Origin of the sequence: Merdimonas faecis (assembly GCF_001754075.1) — a bacterium.
GTDB lineage: Bacteria > Bacillota > Clostridia > Lachnospirales > Lachnospiraceae > Merdimonas > Merdimonas faecis.
Genome location: NZ_MIEH01000020.1, coordinates 41,201 through 64,264, shown reverse-complemented (window position 1 = coordinate 64,264; position 23,064 = coordinate 41,201). Strand labels below are relative to the sequence as shown.

Sequence of the window (23,064 nt, the reverse complement as noted above, 5' to 3'; positions counted from 1 at the left end):
TATGGTGGGAACATTAAAGATCAAAGGGAAAAATAATGAGTCCAGACTGATATTTGTAGATCATGAGTCCAGGAAAAATTGGTTTATATTTCCAGGACAATATGTGTATCTTTCTGTGGAGGATGCAAGAATCCCGGTATTGGTCCAGTACTCTCCGCGAAAGAAAAAATGGTATTTCGCAGGGCTTCCGGAGATGGAAGTGGATAATAGGAAAGTAAGTATAAAAAGTCAGGATTGTGCGTAAAAAGTACAGAGAAAATGAAACGGAGACGGTGCGGCTAAATGCCGCACTTTTTTCGGGAAATATATTGACAAAAATATATATCGAGTTACAATATATATAAGATAAAGATATAGATCGTATTTCAATAGGAAGGAGGGTATTATGGCAGGAAATTGGTCGAAAGGAAGCGGCAGCAGTACGATGCTGATCCTGAAGCTGCTGACGGAAAAGGATATGTATGGATACGAGATGATAGAAACCCTGGGAGAACGGTCTAATCACGTGTTTGACCTGAAGGTGGGAACGCTGTATCCGCTGCTTCACGGACTGGTGCAGGAGGAGTATCTTGAGACTTACAGTGAGGAAGTGAACGGCAAGCTTCGCAAGTATTACCATATTACCGAAAAGGGAAAGAAGCATCTTGCCAGGATCATCAAAGAGTGGCAGACATACGCCGGGGCGGTCTATGAGTTGATTGGAGGGTAGGTTATGGACGAGAAGAAATATCTGGATAAACTGACGAAATGTATTCACGATCCGGAGGTGCGGGGAGAGGTGCGGGAAGAGTATGCCGCGCATCTTGCAGACTGTATGGAAGCACTGCAGAAGAAAGGAATGAGCCTGGAAGAGGCAAGGGCAGAAGCAGTGCGGCAGATGGGGGATCCGGTGAAAGCCGGATGTCAGATGGACCATATCTACCGGACGAATGTAGATTGGAAGATGGCTGTCTGGATGGCAGCATGCGGACTTCTGACCGGCTTCTTTGTCCTGTTTATGCGGACAGCATATTATGGGGAAGAGTTGAAAAATGAGACCGGACTATTGATCTGGACTACGGTGGGAGTGGTCTTCGTGGTATGGGGATTTATCTGGTCTGCGGTGGAAAAATATCACGATATGGATCTCTTCTATGCATGGGCGAACAACTGGAACGGCGGCGGAGTTACCAACAGCGGCCTTATCATAGGTATTGGCCTGGCTTTCCTGGCGTCGGATGTGAAAGACATTCTTCTCATGGTCATTGTGTTTGGTCTTCTTCAGATGGCCGAACGATACCTGATCGCCCGGTGCCAGTGCAGGAAAGAAGAGCGGCTTTTGTGGGAGATAGGAGAAGCGAGTACGCCGATTTATACACACAAAGGAAAGGCTATGATCGGACAGAAGGAGATGAAGGTATGTGCGAAAAAGGGAGAGATCGCACAGGGACGTCCGGTGATGGTGATCGGCCTTAAGGGATTCTGTCCGGTAGTCGTGCCTGTTTAGATGGAACAGGAGACGGCGGGACTCCGGCGGTGGTGATAAAAGTACAAATTCCTGTTTGCGGATTCTTGAAAAGTGTAATATGATATATTTAACGCTGGCATGAGGGGGAAAAGCGTTTTGATTCTGATAAGGAGCGGAAATGGGGTAAATTATGAAAGGCGAGATGAGGCGGCTGATATCAGACACTTTTTCTGAATTAGTAAAGACCCAGGATGTAGACAAGATCACAGTCACCATGCTGATCGGAGAATGTCATATCTCCAGGCAGACCTTTTATTATCATTTTCAGGATATGGATGAAGTACTGGAATGGACAATCCTGGAAAAGAGCAAACAAATGCTGGAACAGAGCATACAGGCAGAGGAGCCGGAAAAGGCGCTCAGAGTGTTTGTGTCCTTTTTCAAGAGAAATGCCGTACAGATGAGAAAATTTATGGAGTCCAGGAAACGGGACCGGGCGGTCAGAATATTGATTGATGCTTTGATCCAGTATCTCCGGGGAGTGACCGAAAGGTATAAATCTCCGGAGATAAAGATTGACTATGACGATATGGAAGTCATGCTCCGCTTTTTTGCCTGCGGAATGATGGGAATTCTGATTCATTATGCCGATAATCCGCAGCTGAGCGAAGAAAAACTGATCGAACAGATCAGGAGGATCCTGACAGGACGGCTGGTGCCTGGAAAGCAGGATCCTCCTCAGTAGTTTATTATTCCGGAGAAAAACCGAGTCTCCGGGTAAGCTGCATGTAGTGTTTGTAGAGGATGCCGAAGCGATGGATATAGCCGGAATGCCATGGCTTGCTTTTCCCGCAGAAATGCAGGATAGAGGTGGTGCTCATGACCCAGTCCATGGTGCAGGTGCCGGAGCTTCTGATCAGGTAGTTGTTGTAGTTTCGGGCATCGTAATTCCAGACAGCATCGTCAAGCTCCAGGATCCGGTTTCCGTACAGGCAGTTCAGGATATCCTGGTCTGGGAGCAGGAGTTCTTTTCCGTGTTCCCGGACGAAACGAAAGATGTCTTCGGGGATGATTTCACGGTGCCCTGAATCCAGGTCCATTAAAAGGACTCCGGAATTAAAATAATTGTGATCCGTACCAAGACGGAGCTGGTTAATACTATTGGCCAGCTCCGTCTTTCCTGTATGAGCGGCAGCGGCAAAAAGGTTTCCATTGAGATCCATGTCCCAGAGTGGGCGCAGTGGATTGATTACCAGGGTATCCGGATCCAGGTACAGGATCCTGTGTACATGGCCGGGGAGAAGATGGGGGGCCAGCAGGCGGTAATACATTTCTTTGGGATAGGTTCTGGTGACAGGGGCGTCTGCAAAGGAGGACTCAGGAATCTGGATCGGGAAAAAGGAAAAGCCAAGAATCTGACACTGTCTTGCGACAGGTGTCAGGTTTTTTTCCGGAATCCGGCTGTGCAGGAGATAAAGCTCTACAGAGGTATCCGTCTGATTTACGGCAATGGAAGTAAGCAGGACCTGCAGCCTTGGCAGGTATGCCTGGCCGAGTGTAGCAAGTAGTGTGATCGTGCTCATAGATAAATGTTCCCCTTCGTTGTTGTCGTGATTGCCACCACTGATGCGAGTGGTGCTGCTATGTCTATAGTAACCGGACGGGAAGGATTCGGCTACTGATAATGTCTTTAATATGTCCTTATAAATCAAGAAGAATGTAAGGACAGTTTCGGGATTTTGAGGAAAAGAAACGATTACAGGGGAAGAGTTTATGGAAATATTAGAAAATGCCTAATTTCCTGCGGATATAGCTGCCGATGCTGTCAGTGCTGGTCTTCGATCTTACAGATTCCATGGGTGCTGAAGTTTACATAATCATTGATTTGGGGCATACTATCTCCTCCTTTTGTCGCGGGCAACGGTTTCTATTCCTATTATAACAAAAGGGATTCGTTCATTTCAAAAGTAGTTTTTACCCAAAATAGCGGAGGAGAAATTTAGTAAAAATGCCGGATGGATCATACCTACCCGGCAATAGCCGTCACATCCACCAGGTCATATCCATAATCCTGTTTGATCTTATCACCATAGAAAATATCGACGGATGTCCCAAGCTCAAAATCAGTGTCCTTCTGGGACTCAGGAATCGGGGCTTTGTACAGGGCATTGTCATGGACGATGGAAAGGACACCGTCCTCCTGATATACTACGTAGCCGGAGACATATGTAAGGTCAGAAAGAAGGTCCTTGCGTACCATCCAGGTGGTGCCGGCCTGGGCGCTTTTTAGAGCCAGGTAGCTGATATCCTGCCAGTCAGGCAGATCAGCAGCATAGGCATAGGTGCCGGTTTTTTCGCTGCTCTGGGAAATGACGGCAGGAAGAATCATGCCGTATTCCTTAGCTTTTGTGGGATCTACATTATTGTTCAGAGGCATGACAACTGCCTCTTCTTTGGTTCCAAGCTTAAGAGAACCGACCGATTGAAAGTCAGAGATACCAAAATAGGAGTTCTGAAGATCCAGATAAACGCCGGAGGATGAAACGCGGGCAACGGCAGAACCAGTTGTAGTACCAAATTCTGCAAGTTTGGAATCGTTTTCCAGATCACATTCGATCCGGGCCTTTACATTTTTTTCAGAGTCTTTTGAAATAACAATCTCGATAGGGTCAGAGGGGGCGGGATCGTCCGCTGTTGTAAAATAAACCTTCAGGCTCTGCCGGTCATGCATACTGTCCTGTTCGTAAGCGGCGCTTGCCAGCTGATGCTTTCCACGGAAGACCCGCAGGAGATAACGGTCATCCACGATCAGATGATTGCCGTTTTTCGTGATATCATCGGAAGTAGGAAACATTTTCTGAAAGCCGGAGCCTTTGATCTCGATATTTAGCTCTACGGAGCCGGTTTTTGTGCCGCCGCAGTAGGTCCCGTTTCCGGCAGAAAGCAGATAATCATCGATTCGTTCCCCGGACGCCGGGGATTTAAACTCCATATAGCATATAACCCCAAGAACCATAACCAGAATACACAGGATCGTTCCCAACAATTTCTTTAGCATCATGAAATCCTCCCCTCAAAGATATCACGCCTACAGTTATAAATTCATTGTACTATGCTTGCGGCGGACAGGCAATATTTTAGTACGGCAAAGGGATAAAATTCTTTGACTTCCAAATGGTACTATGTTACAATACCAATAAGAAAATTTAAGATGAGGAGGGACGCCTTTGGAATCGACGGAACTTCGCTATGTAGATTTGAAAAATTATATTTGCCGGCAGATTTATGAAGGGGTGTACCAGGATGGAGAAAAAATCCCTTCGGAACGGCAGATGGCGGCAGACTACGAGGTCAGCAGGATTACCGTGCGAAAGGCACTGGAGCTTCTGGAAGAGGAGGAGCTGATCGTAAGAGAGGTGGGCAATGGAACCACCGTGACACTGAAAAATCATGGAAATGAGACGGCAACAGATATGATCGCACTGGTGGCGCCGTCCAGAAACCCGTTTTTTGCACATTTTATTGCTGAGTTCCAGCGCTGTGTCTGGGAGCATGACGCTTTGCTTTTGTATGTGGAGGCGCCGGAGCATACGACGCTGGAGGATTGCCTGTACCGGCTTTACAGCAAAAATATCCGCAATGCTGTCGTATGGCCGGATGACCGGAGCGTGGATCAGGAAAAGCTTTTGCGTCTCAGGAGCATCGGCATGAATCTGGTATTTTTTGATACGGACGTGGCCGGACCCTATGCGGATAGTGTATTTATAGATAATGTGGATGCAATCCGCACGCTTTTGGAAAGACAGGAGAGAGAATACGGGGAATATTTATATATTGGCTGGGATAATCTGGAGATAGGAAATATCCGGAAAAGGGAGGAAAGCTTCCAGAAATTCTGCCCCCGGGGGCAGGTATATCATGTGCCCTGGAGAAGAGACCGGAGGATGGCGGAGTTTTCCAAAGAAGAGATCCGTAAGATCACACAGAAGATGAAGGACGGCATGGTTCTTTGCGGAACAGGAGAGCTGGCACAGCAGACTGCGGAAGTGATCTGGGGGCCGGGAGGGGCCGGGACGCCGGAAAAGAGGACGGGCTTAAGGATCGCACTGGCGGCTATTGATGATTTTGAGGGTTCCGGACGATTCCCGGTGGCGGTCTATAACCAGGATCTTGGCGGTGCGGCCCGCAGGATCTATCAGAGCCTGGAGCGTCAGCGACAGGAGCGTCAGAGCTGGAAAGCAAGGATCATACCCGTAAAGGGAGAGTATAAAGCATGTATGAAAGGAGAGGGTGAAGCATGGAACGAGTAAGCCCGGAGATTGTACCGCAAAGAAAATTGTCAAACGGAATGGTGATTCCGGGGATTGGTATGGGAACCTTTGGGAATGACCGCTATACCTCTGAGGAGGTGTCGGATGCGGTTTATGGAGCCATTGAGGCCGGCTACCGCCTGTTTGACTGTGCGGCTTCCTACGGAAATGAAGCCGAGATAGGGAAAGTATTCGCAAAGGCTTTTGCAGAGGGGATTGTTCAGCGTCAGGAGCTGACGATTATGTCAAAGGTCTGGAATGATATGCATGGGAAAGGCGATGTGCTGGTTGCCTGTGCCAGGACTCTTCGTGATCTTAGGCTTTCATATCTGGATGTTTATATGGTACACTGGCCGTTCCCTAATTACCATGCGCCGGGAGCGCATCTGGAGGGAAGAAATCCGGATGCAGTGCCTTTTTCGCTGGAAGAATATATGACGACCTGGTGGCAGATGGAGCGTCTGGTAGATCTGGGGCTGGTAAGAAGCATTGGCATGTCCAATATGACCATCACGAAATTAGAGCAGGTGCTGCCTCTTTGCCGGATTAAGCCGACGGTGCTGGAGGTGGAGATCAACCCGACATTTCAGCAGCCGAAGCTGTTTGAATACTGCAAGGCTCATGATATCCAGCTGATCGCATTCAGTCCGATGGGATCGCCCTGCAGGCCTGAGCGTGACACGGAAGAGGGGGATGTGGTGACCTTTGAACTGCCGGAACTGAAGGAAATCGCAGAGGCGCACTGCTGTCATCCGGCGACTGTCTGTGTGAAATGGGCGGTGCAAAGAGGACAGATCCCGATTCCCTTCTCAATTTTCGAGAAGGAGTATGTGGGAAATCTGAAATGTACGACAGAAGACTTCCTTAGCGGAGAGGAAATGGAAATATTAAGAAAGGCAGATAAAAACGCCCGTCTGATCAAAGGGAAGGTATTCCTGTGGGAGGATGCGAAAGACTGGCGGGATATCTGGGATGGTGAAGATGAATGGAATACTTTGTAGGAATCGATCTTGGAACCTCCAGCGTGCGTGCGGTAGCTGTGGACGTTTCCGGACAGACAGTGGCTGCGGGGCAGTGCGAGTATGATATCAAAAAACCGGAGCTTGACCGGGCGGAGCAGGATATGAACCAGCTGTGGGAATCTACGGTGCTGGCTATCCGGCAGATGCTGGATGAGAAGCCGGGAATAAAGGATCAGATAGGGGGCATCGGATTTTCCGGGCAGATGCACGGCCTGGTGATGGTGGATCAGGACATAAGGCCCATCGGCAATGCGATCATCTGGGCGGATCAGCGGACAGGAGAGCAGATTTCCCATATCTATGAAACTGTTCCGGAAGAAGAGTTTGGAAGGGTGTTTGAAAACCGGCTGAGTGCAGGATTTCTCCTGCCGTCCCTTGTGTGGGTGCGGGAGAAGCAGCCGCAAAGCTACGAAAAGATTTATAAGGTTATGCTGCCGAAGGACTATATCCGTTATAAGATCTGCGGGGAGCTGGGGACAGATGCTTCTGACGCCAGCAGTACCGGCATGTGGGATATGAAGAACCGGACATGGGCCTACGGGATCCTGGAAAAGCTGGGGATCCCGAAGGACTTACTGGTAGAGAGCCATGAATCCTATGAAAAAGCAGGACAGGTGACCGAGGAGTGTGCCGGGCTTACCGGACTTAAGAAAGGAACGTTTGTGGCCTACGGAGGCGGAGATTCCCTGATGATGGAACTGGGGAACGGTATGATCCGGGGAGGGCTTATGGCATCTACCATCGGAACTGCCTGCCACTTGACCTGTGCGCTGGATGCGCCGCTTTTTGATCCCAAGCTTCGGACCAATACCTGGTGCCATGGCGGGGAGCATCTCTGGAGCATTATGGGGGCGCACCTGAGCGGCGGTGTTGCCTTAAAATGGCTGAAGAACAATATCCTGGGTGCAGAAAGCTTTGATGCAATGACGGCGTTGGCGCAGGAGGTGCCTGCAGGAAGTGAGGGGCTTCTCTTCCTGCCTTACTTAAATGGCGAACGCACCCCTCACAATGATCCGAACGCTAAAGCGGTTTATCTGGGCATGACTCTGCGTCATGACAAACGGCACATGATCCGCAGTACCATGGAGGGGATTGTTTACAGTATGAAGGAATCCTACGCTATTTTCCGGTCTCTGGGAATTAAGGGAGACCGTATCATTGCAGCCGGCGGCGGGGCAAAAAGTCCGCTGTTCCGTCAGATCCAGGCGGATATGTATGACTGTCCGATCTACACGAACCAGGGAAAAGAGCAGGCCAGTATCGGAGCGGCCATGACGGCGGCAGTAGGAAGCGGATATTTTAAGGACTATGAAGAAGCCTGCGGGCAGATGGTACATCTGAGCCCGGAGGTGACAGAGCCGATACCGGAAAATGTAAAATTATACGAAGAAGAATTCCTCCGTTTTAAAGAAATATATTTTGCAAATAAGGCATTGTTTTAACATAGGTTTTGCATTATAATAAGACCAGAAAGTTTTTTAAACATCTTAATAAAGCAGGAGGGTCTAGGACTATGGATGGAAAAATGAAAGTGGCAGTCATGACCGGAATCGGCAAAATGGGATTTGAGGAAAGAGATATTCCCAAACCGGCTGCGGATGAGGTGCTGGTAAAGCTGGAATATGTGGGAATCTGCGGATCTGATATGCATTATTATGAGACCGGAGCTATCGGAGACTATGTAGTAGAGCCTCCGTTCGTGCTGGGACATGAGCCGGGCGGTACCGTTGTAGAAGTGGGAGCGGATGTAAAGCACTTAAAAGTCGGTGACCGTGTGGCGTTGGAGCCAGGAAAGACATGCGGAAAATGTGAGTTCTGCAAACAGGGAAAATACAATCTCTGTCCGGATGTTATCTTCTTTGCAACTCCGCCGGTTGACGGAGTATTTCAGGAGTATGTGGCGCATGAGGCTGATCTTTGCTTTAAGCTGCCGGATAATGTGAGCACACTGGAAGGTGCGTTGATCGAGCCTCTGGCTGTCGGATTCCATGCGGCTATCCAGGGGGATGCACACCTGGGGCAGACAGCGGTCGTTATGGGAGCCGGCTGTATCGGACTGGTATCTATGATGGCGCTGAAGGCAAGAGGCGTCTCCGAAGTATATGTGGTAGACTTGATGGATAAGCGTCTGGAAAAGGCCATGGAGCTTGGCGCTACCGGCGTGATCAACGGCGGCAAGGAAGACGTGGTTGCCAAGATCAAAGAACTGACCGGAGGCCTGGGCGCCGATCTGATCATTGAGACAGCCGGATCACAGCCGACAACAGTACAGGCTATCCACGCTGCGAAGAAAGGATCCACCATCGTCCTGGTAGGTTACAGCAAGAGCGGAGAGATGACACTTCCGATGAGCCTGGCGCTGGATAAAGAGCTGACCTTCAAGACGGTATTCCGCTACCGTCATATTTATCCGATGGCAATCGATGCGGTAGCAAAAGGAAAAGTAAATCTGAAAGGTATTGTTACAGATATATTCACCTTAGATCAGGCCCAGGAAGCTATGGACCACAGCATCCATAACAAAGCAGACATTGTAAAAGCAGTGATTAAGATCGCAGAATAATGTGAAGAAAATGTGAACGGGGACGTACACCTACGCAGTAGGTGTACGTCCCCGTTTGCTTACACTTGTATAATTAACTATTCGTGCAGTACACGGCGGATTAAGTCGTGCCAGTTCTTGTATGCGAATTTTTCGATCTCTTCTTCGCTGAATCCGGCTTTCCGGATCGCTGCGATCAGGTTCGGCACATGGGAAGCGTCTTCCAGACCGATGGTATAAGGTGTTGCCTGGCTGCTGAAGGAGCTTAAGGTAGCGCCTTCCAGGAATTCGGAGAAATCAAACCCGAATCCTACATGATCGATCCCCATGATTTCTACCATGTGGATCAGATGTTTTACCAGGTTGTCCACGGTCTGTTCGGACTCTACAGGGTGTACAAATTCATTGAATGAATTCAATCCCACCATGCCGCCGGTGTCGGCCAGAGCTTTCAGCTGTTCGTCAGTAAGATTGCGTGCCTGGTCGCAGAGTGCCCGGCAGTTGGAATGGGTGGCTACGACAGGGCCGGTGGCCACGTCGAGAACATCCCAGAAGGATTTGTCGTTGATATGGGACATGTCCAGAATCATCCCCAGATCCTGGATCTTGCGCACGGCTTTACGGCCAAGATCTGTAAGCCCGCGGTCTTTGCTTCCCCTTGCGCCGGTAGCCAGCGGATTTTCTTCGTTCCAGGTAAGGCTTGCGTGTCTGGCGCCGAACTTGTAGAATTCATCGATCATATCAACGTCCTCGCCGATACTCTTCAGGCCCTCCAGACCGATGAAGGCGTACATTTTTCCGTCCGCCTTTGCCTCCATCATATCCTTATAGGAACGGCATACCTTCATAATATCCGCACACTCCGGCTCTTCCTGGGTAATAGCATCCATCATCTGATGGGTCCGTTTCAGAGGATCCTTGTCATAAGGCGGATCATTCCAGATGACGAAAATACCACCCTCGATATCTCCCTTTTTCAGCCGTTCATAGTGGTATTTGCGGAAGATATCGTGTTCGCCGTCCAGATAGTGGTGAGTCACATCCGTCCAAATGTCACAGTGAGCATCAAAATTCATAAGTCAGTCCTCCTTTGTAAATATAAATACAGGGACGGAAAAACCGCCCCTGCGAATAACCAGGTTTTAGGCTGCACCTAAAAGACTGCCGATGATCAGACCACAGTATGTACCGATAACGTATCCGATCGTACCAACGATCAGACAAGGTCCAACCAGTTTTGTCCAGCCCTTGGAAACTGCCATAGCAGCTGAAGTGGTAGGTCCACCGATGTTTGCATTAGATGCACACAGGATTTCCTCCAGGTCAAACTTGAAGATTTTTCCAAGAACCAGGCTGAACAGCATATTTACGATAACAACGATCGCTGCGAATACGAGAAGCAGCGGGGAATTCCGAACAATCAGCGGGATGGATGCCGGAACACCGATTACGAAGAAGAACAGGTAGATCAGGAAAGTTCCCATCTCATTCGTTCCTCTGATCTCTCCAAAGAATCCAGGGGCTGCTGTTGCACAGATCATAGAGATCGTAGCGATCCACAGGTACATGTTGCCGAACAGTGTATTCAGCATGGACAGAACCGGATTAGAGGTCGGGATCACACCGGCCAGGAAATCAGCAACGATAGAGGAAACTGCCACGATCACGAATGCAACTGCAACTGCCAGGGCAATATCCTTTAAGGAAATTTCCTTACGTCCCCAGTAAGCTGCTGCTGCGGTTCCCTCGGAATCATTGTCAGCGGTTCCTGCTTCTACAGCATCCTGATGTGGATGTTTGTAGTGCTTGCGGAAGAAGTTGATACCCGGAATCATAACCAGTACAAAGAAGTACAGGGCCATCAGAAGGTTATCTGCAACAGTAGCGGCAGACAGCATCTCGCCTGTTACTCCAAAGGCCTCGCCAAGAGCTGCAAAGTTTACAGATCCGCCGATATAGGTGCCGGTAAATACACCTGCCAGTGCGTTCAGCTCCGGAATGAAGTTGCCAAGCACTGCAAAACCTATAAGGGCGCCCACCATGGTACCGACAGAACCGCATAGGAATATTCCCAGAAGTCTTAGTGAATCCTTTCCCATGTCACGAACATTACACTGCATCAGCAGTAAAGGCAGGGACAGCGGCACTACATAATTCCAGACAGTATCCCATACCGGGGATGCGGTCGGGATGATTCCTAAGTTTGACAGAATCAGCGCCATAACAAGAGCTACGATCGCTCCACTGGCTTTTGCCGCCCAGGTGTACTTCTGCTCCAGATAGATCGCTCCGGCAGCACCTGCAGCACAGATCGCCCACAGAACCCAGGTGTTATCCGCTCCGACCAGCGGATTGTCCATGTTAAAAATTTCTCCCCACATTTTCTCGTCCTCCTTTCGATGTACAATGTTGTAGAAAAAATATAGAGAGATTCAATTTTTTTAATTGAATCTCTCTATATTATAGCCATATTGACGAAATAAGTCAACTGACGGGATGAAAACGTATACAAAATGTCGAAAATGTAAACTAAAATTTCTGAAAATTGCAGTCTCTATTTTATGTGACAATTAGAAAGATTGCAGAGATTCCACCAATTCGGGGAACCACATGCCATGGGAGGCCTTAACCAGTACATTGTCGCCAGGCTGGATGATATCCTTCATTTCGGCCAGAAAATCTGCCTTGGATTCAAACCAGTGTGTTTCCACGGTGCTGTCCGTGGAAGCGCCTTCCACTAAATGTTTTGCCAGATCTCCGATTCCGCAGACTACATCAATGCCTTTCTTGGCGCAGTAAGTGCCGACTTCCCGGTGAAGAGCACATTCGTCGGAGCCCAGCTCGCCCATATTGCCAAGAATAGCGACCTTGCGCCCGATAGCCATAGAAAGCACATCAATGGCAGCTTTGGTCGAGATAGGGTTGGCATTATAACAGTCATCCAGGATGATGAGGCGGTCTGTCTTGATGATGTTGTTGCGTCCCGGCATGGAAGGAAGGCCTTCAATACCCGCCTTGATCTCTTCTGCGGAAAGTCCCATGGTATATCCCACGGCAGCCCCTGCCAGTGCATTGGAGATCATATGCGCTCCCGGAAGGGGTATGATGACCGGGAAGGAAGAGCCGTCCGGCAGATGGATGTTGCAGGCTGTTCCCCGAAGTCCCAGAGGCTCGATGCCGTCAGCGCGGAACTGATTGCCGTCCCCGGTACCAAAAAAGACAGGGGAAGCGCCTTTGACAGGGCCCATCTGGGAAAGCAGATCGTCATCGCCGTTTAAGATAATAGATCCGCCGGCCTTCATATCCTGGATCATCTGAGACTTTTCCTGGAGAATACCCTCTCTGGTCTTGAAAAATTCCAGATGGGCCACGCCGATATTCGTGATCACACAGATATCCGGGCTTGCGACAGAGGAGAGGCGGCGCATTTCGCCGAAATGATTAACACCCATCTCCAGAACCGCGATCTGGTGTTCTTCATTCAGCTGGAAAATAGTAAGAGGAAGCCCCCATTCATTATTGAAGTTGCCAAGTGTTTTGTGGACTTTATACTTCTGTGCAAGTACAGAAGCGATCATTTCCTTGGTGCTGGTCTTTCCGACGCTGCCGGTGATGCCTACGACCTTGATGTCGAAGGAATCCCGGTAGAGCTTGGCGATGTCCAGAAGCGCCTGCCCGGTGGATTCCACCAGAATATAGGGGAAATCAGTTTCGCCCAGATCCTCGTGGGAAACCACACAGAGCGCCCCTTTTTCGATAGTGTCCGGGATAAAACGGTGAGCGTTGACATTCTCTCCGTCAATAGCGACAAAAAGATTATCTTTCTCTACCTTCCGGCTGTCGATCACTACACCGGAGACTTCCTGGCCAAGCTTTGCAGGATCTCCGTGATAGGTGCCGCGGCAGACCCTCGTAATATTTTCCAGAGTAAGGTTTTTCATGTTTCTGGTTCCTTTCTTCATTTATAAATAACGTGTTTTCATAGATTCCTCAATGATCAGCTCACAAAGATCCCCATAGTCCAGACCTTCTGCCTTTGCGGCTTTGGGAATCAGACTGGATGGAGTCATGCCCGGAAGACCGTTCATTTCCAGACAATAGAACCGTCCGTCTGTTTCATCTACAATAAAGTCTGCACGGGCGTAGACATCCATACGCAGAGCCTCGAAGGCCTTTTCTCCCGCACGGCGGATCTTCTTCTGGGTTTTCTCGTCCAGGGATCTGGGCGGGCATAATTCCTCGGCACCTCCGCTTTGATATTTATTTTCATAGTTAAAGACACCGTTTTTGGGGATGATCTCTACCAAAGGAAAAGCTTTTCCGCCGATAATACTGCAGGCATATTCCCGGCCCTTGATGTAAGGCTCGATCACTACCTCGTCCTGGCGGTCAACCTCAAAGGACTGCCGGACTGCTTCCCTGTATTCATCCTCGGTGTGGACAATATAGACACCAATGCTGGAACCGCTGGAACAGGGCTTGATTACCAGAGGAAGATAATATCCCAGTTCGTCAAGCGGTGTATCCTTGGTCTTCCAGGTCAGTGAAGTGCCGCGGGGGGTAGGTACCCGGGACATTTTAAATATCTGTTTTGCCACCAGCTTATTCATAGACAGAGAACATCCCAGGGAGTTGGGGCCTGTATATTTAATGCCAAGAATATCAAAGGTAGCCTGGATCTTTCCATTTTCGCCGACAGAGCCGTGAAGGGCGATAAATGTGATATCTGCCAACCGGCACAGCTCTACGACATTTGGTCCGAAGTAACATTCGGACTGATCCGGGCGGGAAGCCTTAAGTGCCTTAAGGTCTGGAGTGGTGGTTTTAATGCCGTCGGCAATCTCAAGGCCCGCGCCGGGCAGCTCAAAGACTTCGCTTAGCTTTTCGGAAGGATAAGGAAGGCCGAAAAAGACGTCAAGCAGAAAGGCCTGGTGGCCTCTTTCACGCAAGGTTTTACAGATGCCGGCTCCGGAGGTTAATGACACGTCGCGCTCCGGGCTAAGGCCCCCTGCCAGTACAATGATTTTCATAAAAATGGTCTCCTTCAAATATGGTTTTCTTTTATCTATGCAATATCATATTTTCTGTGCCGGTCTACCCCTTGTTTACCTGATTCAGCAGGTTTTTCTTGACCTCATAGAGCTTCGGGGACAGGTCGACATAAATCTGATGCGGGTAGAACAGACGCTGTGTTTCTTCCCACAGAGTTTCTTTTTCCTGCCGGCAGTAGTCGGCAATCTCTTTTACGGACGGAGACTGATAGATACATTCTCCGTTGCGGAAGATGGGAACCATCATTTCGCGCATTGTGTAGGAGCCGCCGGGAAGCCTGGTCTTCTTCCAGGTTTCGATAGGATCGAAGAGGAGCAGGTCCTCGGAAGGGTCAAAGGTTTCATCGGCAAAGCAGATCAGATCAGCCTTCAGTTTTCCGGAGTCCTTTTCATAAATCCGGTAAATGGTCTTGTTGCCGGGATTGGTGATCTTTTCTGTATTCTCGGAAATCTTGATCTTCGGGATAAATTCTCCCTCCTCGTTCTGGATTGCAGCCAGCTTGTATACGCCGCCGAAAGACGGGCAGTCCTTGGAGGTGATAAGATGGGTTCCCACACCCCAGGAGTTGATAGCCGCGCCCTGCATTTTCAGGTCATGGAGCAGGTATTCATCCAGATCATTGGATGCCGTGATGGTAGCGTCGGTAAAGCCTGCCTCGTCCAGCATCTTACGTGCCTGTTTGGAAAGATAAGCCAGGTCTCCGCTGTCCAGACGGATGCCGTATTTTTTAAAGGTCCTGCCGGATTCCTTAAATTCCCGGAACACGCGGATGGCGTTGGGTACACCGGATTTCAGCGTGTCATAGGTGTCTACCAGAAGCGTGCAGTTGTCCGGGTACAGATCGGCATAAGCTTTAAATGCAGTATACTCATCCGGAAAGCTCATGATCCAGCTGTGAGCATGGGTTCCCATGACAGGAACGTCAAAGAGCTGCCCGGCCAGGACATTGGACGTACCGACACAGCCGCCGATGATAGCGGCTCTTGCACCATAGAGCCCTGCATCCGGACCCTGGGCCCTTCTTAAGCCAAATTCCATAACGCCGTCGCCGTTTGCCGCATAGACCACGCGGGATGCTTTGGTGGCGATCAGACACTGATGGTTCAGGATGGTAAGAAGCGCCGTCTCCACCAGCTGCGCTTCCATGATCGGGGCGATGACCTTCAGGATCGGTTCCTTGGGAAAGATTACGCTGCCCTCAGGGATGGCATAGATATCACCGCTGAAATGGAAGCCACTTAAATAATGTAGAAAGTCTTCGCTGAAAATGCCAAGACCTCTCAGATAATCTACGTCCTCATAAGTAAAGTTCAGATTTTTGATATAGTCGATCACCTGGTCTAAGCCGGCGCAGACAGAATATCCGTTGTTGCAAGGGTTTGCACGGAAGAATACGTCGAAGATCACTTTTTCGTTCTGACCTTTGACATAATATCCCTGCATCATAGTCAGCTCATACAAGTCCGTCAATAGGGTTAGATCTTGCTTATTCATTTTTCTATACTCCTTTTTCTTCATACGACCGGAACGGTGCTTTTATACATTGGGTTCATTATAGCACTTGTGCAGGCAAATGTAAAAGAAAAAAACCAGCCCCTACAAAAGGGACTGGTTTTTTCGTATGGTTTCCTGGATCAGGTCCTGGCAGTACGAAGCAACATGCTTTCTGGTCTCCTTATCCATTTCGGAGAGGCGGATCGGCTTGCCGTATTCAAGGATCACGTGAGTCTTTTTGACCAGTGGCATATGGTTTTCGAATATGGCCGCCGTGTTGTTCAGGCTCATGGGAATAATGGTGCAGCCGGTCTTTTCCGCAATCTTAAAAGAGCCGCTGTGAAAGGGCAGCATACTCAATTCCTCTCCGGTGTTGCGGGTGCCTTCCGGGAAGATACAGATAGAGATTCCCTGCTTGATATAGTCAATGGCAGTCAGGATCGTCTTCAGCCCCTCTTTAGGTGTGGAACGGTCAAGGAACAGGCAGTAGAGCCGTTTCATCCAGTCACGCAGCAGCGGGTACCGGAGCATTTCCTTTTTGGCAATATATCCGGTCAGCCTTTTGCAGCGGGAGTAGGTAAGCAGGATGTCAAAATAACTTCTGTGATTCCCGATAAAGAGGACCGGCTCGTCCGGCACATTTTCCTCGCCGATCACGGTAACTTCAACGCCCGCCACCTTCAGCATCAGGCGGAAGGTCCACTGGACCAGACGCAGACACTGATAGTCGCTGGCCTGGCGGTTTACTTTGGCGATCAGTCCTTCTATCAGAAGGACGGGGATCCCCAGCAGCAGATAAAGAAATAAAATAATTGCGATAGTCAGAAATCTTATCATATGGTAACCTCTCTTTTACGATCATAAAAGCATTATACAACATTCCAGGAATTATTCCTAGGGCGGGTGTGTATGATAATAAAGAAGAATTGTAGTTTCAGGGGGCTTATGGGAAAGTGGCGCTGTATCCTGGCTGTTCTTTTAACTGCGGCGGGGGTGGCTTTGCTCCCCTCGGGCTGTGTGGCCTATAAGCTGGATCCGGCAAAGATCCGGGATGTGGAATATACGGTGACCGATAAAGAAGACGTGCCGGAAGAATTTCTGGAGCGGATCGAGGAGGCGAAAGAAGAGCCGTTTGAATTAAGCTATGCAGATCAGGGATGTCTGTATGCTGCAAGGGGGTACGGAAAACAGAAGACCAGCGGGTACAGCATCGAGGTAACCGCATGCTATGAGGCAGAGCGGGCCGTTTACATAGAAACCGCCCTGCTGGGGCCGGACAAAGGAGAAGAGATCACAGAGGCGGCAACCTATCCTTATGTGGTGGTAAAGATGGAATATATTGATAAACAGGTTATATTTGAGTAATAGGAGGAGCAAGGAGATGGAATATCAGACCGAACGGATACAGACGTATCAGACAGGAAAGCCGGTGACGGATCAGTTCTATATGGACCATGATTATAACGTGCCGGATGCAAAGGAGGACGTGCGGGAGGTGATCCTGGGGGCGGGGAGCCTTATGCCGGAGGATGTACGGGTGGTGGAAAATTATGTGAAGATAACAGGAAAGCTGAAGTTCAGGGTCCTCTATGTAACCGATGCGGCAGAGCGGACGGTATCCAGCCTGGAGGGAAGGATTCCCTTTGAGGAAATGGTGTGCCTGGAGCAGGAGACGATCGGAAATCTGGCGGTTGCCCCGGTGAACGTAGATGTTACGGCCACGGTTATTCATTCCAGAAAGCTTCAGATCCGGGCGGTCTGTGATATCGCCGTACATACGGAGGAGGCCGTAGAGACCGAAATTACGACAGATCTGACAGAGGATAAAGATGCCGGGGAAGCTCCGCTGTATAAGAGATATGAAGAAAGGGAGCTGTTAAGCGCATTTGCGTCTAAACGGGATATTTTCAGGATCCGGGAGGAGGCGGCGCTGGAGGGAACGAAGGAAAACATAGAGACGCTTCTGTGGACGGAGGTAAACCTGCGGAAATTTGATACCAGGCTGGAGGAAGACGGTATACGGCTTCAGGGAGAACTTAAGCTGTTTGCTCTTTATGATGCAGGGGAGGGAAAAACAGACTGGGTAGAGAGAACCCTGCCTTTTGAGGGGCGGACGGAGTGCCAGGGAGCGGAGGAGACTATGTACCATCAGATTTTTCCGGAGCTTGCAGAGGTAAGCGTGGAGCCGCAGATGGATGAGGACGGAGAAATGCGGGTGCTCAGTGTGGAAGCGGCGCTTGAGATCCGCTTTGTCGTTTACAGGGAGATCAAGGTGTCGGTGCTTGAGGACCTTTATTGTCTGCAGAAGACCTGCGTTCCCGAGATCCGGGAGGAACAGGCGGAACAGCTCCTGATGCAGAATCATTCCAAATGCAAAGTGTCGGAACAGCTTTCTTTGCCGGAGATCAAGGATAACATTCTGCAGATCTGCCACAGCAGCGCCCGGATCCAGACGGAAAGTGTGCGTGCCACAGACGAAGGGCTGCAGATCGAAGGGGTTTTGCACGTCAGTTTCCTCTATATAAAAGCAGACGACCAGATTCCTTTTGATACCTGGCAGGGCATGATTCCATTTTCCTATACGCTGGAGAGCAATGAGACAACGGAGGATATGGATTATGGTCTGACGGAAGGCGTGGAGCAGCTGTCGGTGAACCTCCTGGGAAGCGATGAGATCGAGGTGCGGGCGGTGCTGGCCTTCTACTGCTTTTTCAAGCGGCCTGTGACGGTGCCAAATATCGAGAGTGTTGCCTTCCAGCCTGTGCAGGCGGAGGAGCTGGAAGCGAGGCCCGGGATCGTGGGCTATATCGTCCGCTCCGGCGACCGTTTGTGGGATCTTGCCAAACGGTATCAGACGACGGAGGAGTCGATCCGGGAGGTCAATAAACTGGAGAACGGGGAGATAAAAACGGGAGATAAGATATTGATTTTTAAAGAGAATATGAGTATACTATGAGTACACTGTATACAAGATACAGAATCTGATGTGCAAGGAGAGAATCTCGGATGGATAAAATAGAGTTAAAAGCACTGGGAAAAATCAATCTCGGACTGGATGTGTTGGGCAAAAGGCCAAACGGCTATCATGATGTGAGGATGGTCATGCAGACGATCTATCTGTATGACCAGATCATCATGGAAAAGAAAAAAGAGTCGGGAATAGAGATCAGCACCAATCTGTTTTATCTGCCCGTTAATGAAAATAATCTGGCATACCGGGCCGCCAGGCTTTTGATGGATGAGTTTGACATCCATACAGGAGTAAAGATCTCTCTGACGAAGCATATCCCGGTGGCGGCCGGGATGGCAGGAGGCAGCTCCAATGCCGCGGCGGTTCTGTACGGAATGAACCGGATGTACGGGCTTGGGCTTTCGATGGAAGAACTGATGGAGCGGGGCGTCACCCTGGGGGCGGACGTGCCTTACTGCATCATGCGGGGGACAGTGCTGGCGGAAGGGATCGGAGAGATCCTGACGCCGCTGCCTGCCATGCCAAAGTGCCAGATCGTGGTGGCCAAGCCTCCGGTCAGTGTCTCTACCAAGATGGTGTATGAGAAGCTGGACAGCCACCAGATAGAAGACCATCCGGATATCGACGGAATCATCGACGGATTAAAGGAGGAAGATCTTAAAAAGGTAGCAGACTGCATGGGAAATGTACTGGAGAAGGTGACCGTAGAGGCCTATCCTGTGATCGAGAAGATCAAGCAGTGCATGAAGGAAGGCGGCGCTTTAAATGCGATGATGAGCGGCAGCGGACCGACGGTGTTCGGGATTTTTGAAGACAGAAAACAGGCCAAGAAGGCGGCCGCCCGGATAAAGGAAACGAGGCTTGCAAAGCAGGTTTACGTGACGAATGTACATAATGCGAGGAGGAAGTAAGATGGAGTCGAATTTTACTGTGAACATGAACGAATATCTGCCTCTGAGAGATGTGGTGTTCAATACCCTGCGACAGGCGATCCTGCGGGGAGAATTAAAGCCGGGAGAGCGGCTGATGGAAGTTCAGCTGGCCAATAAGCTGGGGGTAAGCCGTACGCCGATCCGGGAAGCGATCCGGAAGCTGGAGCTGGAGGGGCTGGTGCTGATGATCCCAAGAAAAGGCGCAGAGGTGGCGGATATCACGGAAAAGAGTCTGATGGACGTGCTGGAGGTACGGAAAGCGCTGGAGGAGCTGGCGGTTCAGCTTTGCTGTGACAAGATTACAGGTAAAGAGATCGAGGAGCTCCACCGTGCAGCGGATGATTTCCGGAGGATTCTAAAGACCAGCGATGATGTGACGGAGATTGCGGAGGCTGATGTGCGGTTTCATGATATTATTTATCTGGCCACCGGCAACCAGAAGCTGATCCAGATCCTGAATAACTTAAGAGAGCAGATGTACCGCTATCGTGTGGAATGCATCAAGCGCAAAGAATCCCATCCGATCCTGATCGCCGAGCATGAGGAGATCATCCGCAGGATTGAGAATAAAGAAAAGAAGGAAGCGGCGGATATCGTATGCCGGCATATCGACAACCAGGCAGAAGTGGTGACCGGTGTGATCCGCACCAAACAAGGAGAATAAAAGGCGCGGGAAGAAAACCAGAAGCGCCTGAATAAAGAAGGGAACTCCTGTCAAGACTCTCTATAGAAATTGTAAGAGGGGAAAAGGAGATGACAGGGGTTATGAAACAGAAAATCTGTATGGCGGCGGCCATCTGCATTGCGATCGCGGGGACACTTTTGTTTAGCTTTCAGAGAGCACAGGAAGTGGAGGCAAAGGTGGGGAAGACCCAGCAGGCGCTGGCAGAGGAGGTGTTCCGTTTCCATGTGGTGGCAGACAGTGACAGCAGGGAGGACCAGGCGATCAAGCAGAAGGTCCGGGACGCTGTGCTGGAGGAAATGAAAGATCAGATGCCGGAAAGCGGGATGAAAAGCGCCGGGGATACAGAAAAATGGGCGGTTTCTCATTTGGAGGAGCTGGAGGAGACGGCAAAGAACGTGGTCCGGGCAGAAGGAAAGACTTACGGAGCCAGCGCAGAAGTGGTGACCTGCTATTTCCCGGATAAACGGTACGGAGATCTTTTGTTCCCGGCGGGCAGATACCGGGCGCTCCGGATCACTCTGGGAACAGGGGCGGGCCATAACTGGTGGTGTGTGCTGTATCCGAGCCTGTGCTTTACAGATCCTGTCTGTGCCGTGGTAGATGAAGAGGGGAAGGAAGAACTGGAGGAAGCCCTGACGGCGGAAGAGTACGAGATGATCACGGCATCAACAAAATTTCGGATAAAATGGTTCTTTTTAGGAGACAGTAGTGATGACTGATTTTTTAGTAAAAAGATTTGTAAAAGACTATGAAGATATCGAAAAGGTGTCTGTCAGAACGGCCTACGGTGTGCTGGCCAGTCTGACGGGCATCTTTTGTAACGTTTTTTTATTTCTGGTGAAGGGAAGCATCGGCCTTCTTCTTCAGAGCCTGTCGGTTCTGGCCGATGCATTTAATAATCTGTCGGACGCAGGCTCTTCCATCGTGGGGCTTGTGGGAGTAAAGATGGCCAGCAAGCCGGCGGACAAGGAGCATCCCTTCGGGCACGGCAGGATCGAATATATCGCGGCGCTGGTGGTGGCGTTCCTGGTGCTGGAGATTGGATTTACCTTCTTTAAGGAGGCAATTGGAAAGATCAGAGATCCGCAGGAAATGAATTTCCAGATGGTATCAGTGGTAATCCTGATCCTGTCTATCGGAGTAAAGCTGTGGCTTGGACTTTTTAACCGGAAGCTGGGGAAAAGGATCGACTCCAAGGTGATGCTGGCTACGGCCACGGACGCTATGGGCGATGTGGTGACCACATCGGCGACCATCGCCTCCCTTCTGATTTTTCATTTTACCGGATGGAATGTGGACGGGATCGTCGGACTTGCAGTGTCGCTGATCGTTATGTGGGCCGGTATCGGGATTGCCAGGGATACGCTGGAGCCGCTGATCGGAGAGCCGGTAACACCGGAGGAATATGACAGGATCAGCCAGTTTGTGGAGGGCTATGACGGGATCGTCGGAAGCCATGATCTGATCGTACATAATTACGGGCCGGGAAGGAGTATGGCGTCGATCCATGCAGAGGTGCCCAATGACGTGGATATTGAGACATCCCATGAGATTATTGACCGGATCGAGAGGGACAGTATTAAAAATCTGGGGATCTTCCTGGTGATCCATATGGATCCGGTAGAGACACGTGATGAGAAGGTAATAGAAACACGGCATAAGCTGGAGCAGATTCTGGAAGCTCTGGATCCCAAGGTTTCTATTCACGATTTCCGGATGGTGAGCGGAAAAGATCAGAATAATCTGATTTTTGACATGGTGGTTCCTTTTGAGTATGATGAAAAGAAGCAGGAAGAGCTTAAGAAATCGGTGGTTAAGCTTCTTAAGCTGACAGGGGAAAATTATCAGTGCGTGATCACGATGGAAAGGAGCTACGTGGGACGATGAAAAGAGAGAATGAATACATGTTTAAAAGCCGGGTGCGTTTCAGTGAGTCAGACCACCACCAACAGATTACGTTGCCGGGGATCATCAATTACTTTCAGGACTGCAGTACCTTTCAGTCAGAGGCTCTGGGAGTGGGCGTCGAAGCATGTATGGAAAGAGGCCGGGGCTGGGTGCTTTCCTCCTGGCAGGTGGAGGTTGACAGATATCCGAAATTCGGAGAAACAGTGGCGGTCCGCACCTGGGCCTGCGGATTCCAGGGCCTGTACGGATACCGGAATTTTTGCCTGGAGGATGAAGAAGGGCGGATGGCGGCATATGCGTTCAGTGTCTGGGTATATATGGATATGAAAAAAGGGCGGCCGATCAAGGTGGATGAAGAAGAGGTAAGGAGGTATGGCTACGGAGAACCCCTTGTCATGGACTATGCATCACGGAAGATCGCACTCCCGAAGGAAACAAAAGCAGGCACGCCATTTCCGGTGCGCCGGTATCACATTGATACGAACGAACACGTGAATAACTGTCAGTATGTGCAGATGGCCCAGGAGATCCTGCCGGATCCGGAAGGAATCTTTAAGATGCGGGCAGAATATAAAAAATCCGCGGTTTACGGAGATATGATATATCCGGAATATGCAAAAGAAGAGGACCGGGAGGTGGCATCCCTCTGTGACGAGGCGGGAAAGCCATATGCCCTGGTGGAATTTAAGAGGAGATAAACG

At 50.0% G+C, this 23,064-nt stretch carries 23 protein-coding genes; 15 read left to right on the top strand and 8 right to left on the bottom strand.

Annotated features, from left to right (window positions below):
• Position 1: 1 nt before the first annotated feature.
• The 4 genes from BKD12_RS12175 (at position 2) to BKD12_RS12160 (ending at position 2,192) form a co-directional block, all read left to right on the top strand.
• Complete coding sequence (locus tag BKD12_RS12175) at positions 2-244, top strand: hypothetical protein (protein WP_070089613.1); 243 nt, start codon at positions 2-4, stop codon at positions 242-244.
• A 141-nt stretch (positions 245-385) separates the two neighbouring features.
• Entirely contained in the window at positions 386-709 is a 324-nt protein-coding gene (locus tag BKD12_RS12170; protein WP_070089612.1) for a PadR family transcriptional regulator, read from the top strand.
• Positions 710-712: 3 nt separating this feature from the next.
• On the top strand, positions 713-1,486 hold the full coding sequence (locus BKD12_RS12165) for an NfeD family protein (RefSeq protein WP_070089611.1): 774 nt from the start codon (positions 713-715) through the stop codon (positions 1,484-1,486).
• Between the two features lie 163 nt (positions 1,487-1,649).
• Positions 1,650-2,192: a TetR/AcrR family transcriptional regulator C-terminal domain-containing protein gene (locus tag BKD12_RS12160; RefSeq protein ID WP_176730962.1), complete on the top strand. Its 543-nt coding sequence runs from the start codon at positions 1,650-1,652 to the stop codon at positions 2,190-2,192.
• A 4-nt stretch (positions 2,193-2,196) separates the two neighbouring features.
• Here BKD12_RS12160 and BKD12_RS12155 read toward each other — a convergent pair whose 3' ends face one another.
• Together BKD12_RS12155 and BKD12_RS12150 are read right to left on the bottom strand one after the other, a co-directional pair.
• The gene (locus BKD12_RS12155) at positions 2,197-3,030 is read right to left on the bottom strand and encodes a glycosyltransferase family 8 protein (RefSeq protein WP_070089609.1); all 834 of its coding nucleotides are present in this window, start codon (positions 3,028-3,030) and stop codon (positions 2,197-2,199) included.
• A 443-nt stretch (positions 3,031-3,473) separates the two neighbouring features.
• Positions 3,474-4,508 carry a hypothetical protein gene (locus tag BKD12_RS12150; RefSeq protein WP_141736947.1) on the bottom strand — a complete coding sequence of 345 codons (1,035 nt, stop codon included), beginning with the start codon at positions 4,506-4,508 and terminating at the stop codon, positions 3,474-3,476.
• A 166-nt stretch (positions 4,509-4,674) separates the two neighbouring features.
• Here BKD12_RS12150 and BKD12_RS12145 point away from each other — a divergent pair, with 166 nt between their 5' ends.
• The 4 genes from BKD12_RS12145 to BKD12_RS12130 all read left to right on the top strand — a co-directional run bounded on the left by BKD12_RS12145 (position 4,675) and on the right by BKD12_RS12130 (position 9,342).
• Positions 4,675-5,757 (top strand): GntR family transcriptional regulator, encoded by a 1,083-nt coding sequence (locus BKD12_RS12145; protein ID WP_070089607.1) that lies wholly within the window; start codon positions 4,675-4,677, stop codon positions 5,755-5,757.
• Positions 5,745-6,758, top strand: a complete 1,014-nt coding sequence (locus BKD12_RS12140; protein ID WP_070089606.1) for an aldo/keto reductase — start codon at positions 5,745-5,747, stop codon at positions 6,756-6,758. The genes BKD12_RS12145 and BKD12_RS12140 overlap by 13 nt, the downstream gene beginning before the upstream one ends.
• On the top strand, positions 6,743-8,221 hold the full coding sequence (gene xylB, locus BKD12_RS12135) for a xylulokinase (protein WP_070089605.1): 1,479 nt from the start codon (positions 6,743-6,745) through the stop codon (positions 8,219-8,221). The genes BKD12_RS12140 and xylB overlap by 16 nt, the downstream gene beginning before the upstream one ends.
• Before the next feature lie 71 nt (positions 8,222-8,292).
• The gene (locus BKD12_RS12130) at positions 8,293-9,342 is read left to right on the top strand and encodes an NAD(P)-dependent alcohol dehydrogenase (RefSeq protein WP_070089604.1); all 1,050 of its coding nucleotides are present in this window, start codon (positions 8,293-8,295) and stop codon (positions 9,340-9,342) included.
• A gap of 77 nt (positions 9,343-9,419) precedes the next feature.
• Here the strand turns inward: BKD12_RS12130 and BKD12_RS12125 are convergent, their stop codons facing one another.
• From BKD12_RS12125 to BKD12_RS12100, 6 genes are all read right to left on the bottom strand, one after another.
• Positions 9,420-10,397 (bottom strand): dipeptidase, encoded by a 978-nt coding sequence (locus tag BKD12_RS12125; RefSeq protein ID WP_070089603.1) that lies wholly within the window; start codon positions 10,395-10,397, stop codon positions 9,420-9,422.
• A gap of 66 nt (positions 10,398-10,463) precedes the next feature.
• On the bottom strand, positions 10,464-11,702 hold the full coding sequence (locus BKD12_RS12120) for a DUF819 family protein (RefSeq protein WP_070089602.1): 1,239 nt from the start codon (positions 11,700-11,702) through the stop codon (positions 10,464-10,466).
• 189 nt (positions 11,703-11,891) lie between these two features.
• On the bottom strand, positions 11,892-13,262 hold the full coding sequence (locus BKD12_RS12115; RefSeq protein WP_070089689.1) for a UDP-N-acetylmuramoyl-tripeptide--D-alanyl-D-alanine ligase: 1,371 nt from the start codon (positions 13,260-13,262) through the stop codon (positions 11,892-11,894).
• Positions 13,263-13,283: 21 nt separating this feature from the next.
• A complete protein-coding gene (locus BKD12_RS12110) occupies positions 13,284-14,351 on the bottom strand; it encodes a D-alanine--D-alanine ligase family protein (protein ID WP_070089601.1) in 1,068 nt (355 codons plus the stop codon).
• 64 nt (positions 14,352-14,415) lie between these two features.
• Positions 14,416-15,867, bottom strand: a complete 1,452-nt coding sequence (locus BKD12_RS12105; protein WP_070089600.1) for a nicotinate phosphoribosyltransferase — start codon at positions 15,865-15,867, stop codon at positions 14,416-14,418.
• A gap of 102 nt (positions 15,868-15,969) precedes the next feature.
• On the bottom strand, positions 15,970-16,704 hold the full coding sequence (locus tag BKD12_RS12100) for a lysophospholipid acyltransferase family protein (protein ID WP_070089599.1): 735 nt from the start codon (positions 16,702-16,704) through the stop codon (positions 15,970-15,972).
• Positions 16,705-16,812: 108 nt separating this feature from the next.
• Here BKD12_RS12100 and BKD12_RS12095 point away from each other — a divergent pair, with 108 nt between their 5' ends.
• The 7 genes from BKD12_RS12095 to BKD12_RS12065 all read left to right on the top strand — a co-directional run bounded on the left by BKD12_RS12095 (position 16,813) and on the right by BKD12_RS12065 (position 23,061).
• Positions 16,813-17,232, top strand: coding sequence for a protease complex subunit PrcB family protein (locus BKD12_RS12095; RefSeq protein WP_070089598.1), 420 nt, complete (start codon positions 16,813-16,815; stop codon positions 17,230-17,232).
• Between the two features lie 16 nt (positions 17,233-17,248).
• Positions 17,249-18,823, top strand: coding sequence for a DUF3794 and LysM peptidoglycan-binding domain-containing protein (locus BKD12_RS12090; protein ID WP_070089597.1), 1,575 nt, complete (start codon positions 17,249-17,251; stop codon positions 18,821-18,823).
• Positions 18,824-18,873: 50 nt separating this feature from the next.
• Positions 18,874-19,749: a 4-(cytidine 5'-diphospho)-2-C-methyl-D-erythritol kinase gene (gene ispE, locus BKD12_RS12085; RefSeq protein WP_070089596.1), complete on the top strand. Its 876-nt coding sequence runs from the start codon at positions 18,874-18,876 to the stop codon at positions 19,747-19,749.
• Position 19,750: 1 nt separating this feature from the next.
• Positions 19,751-20,434, top strand: a complete 684-nt coding sequence (locus BKD12_RS12080; protein ID WP_070089595.1) for a GntR family transcriptional regulator — start codon at positions 19,751-19,753, stop codon at positions 20,432-20,434.
• Between the two features lie 101 nt (positions 20,435-20,535).
• Positions 20,536-21,174, top strand: coding sequence for a stage II sporulation protein R (gene spoIIR / locus BKD12_RS12075; protein ID WP_242872769.1), 639 nt, complete (start codon positions 20,536-20,538; stop codon positions 21,172-21,174).
• Complete coding sequence (locus BKD12_RS12070; protein ID WP_070089593.1) at positions 21,167-22,342, top strand: cation diffusion facilitator family transporter; 1,176 nt, start codon at positions 21,167-21,169, stop codon at positions 22,340-22,342. The genes spoIIR and BKD12_RS12070 overlap by 8 nt, the downstream gene beginning before the upstream one ends.
• A complete protein-coding gene (locus BKD12_RS12065) occupies positions 22,339-23,061 on the top strand; it encodes an acyl-[acyl-carrier-protein] thioesterase (RefSeq protein ID WP_070089592.1) in 723 nt (240 codons plus the stop codon). Before BKD12_RS12070 ends, BKD12_RS12065 begins: the two co-directional genes overlap by 4 nt.
• Positions 23,062-23,064 lie beyond the last annotated feature (3 nt).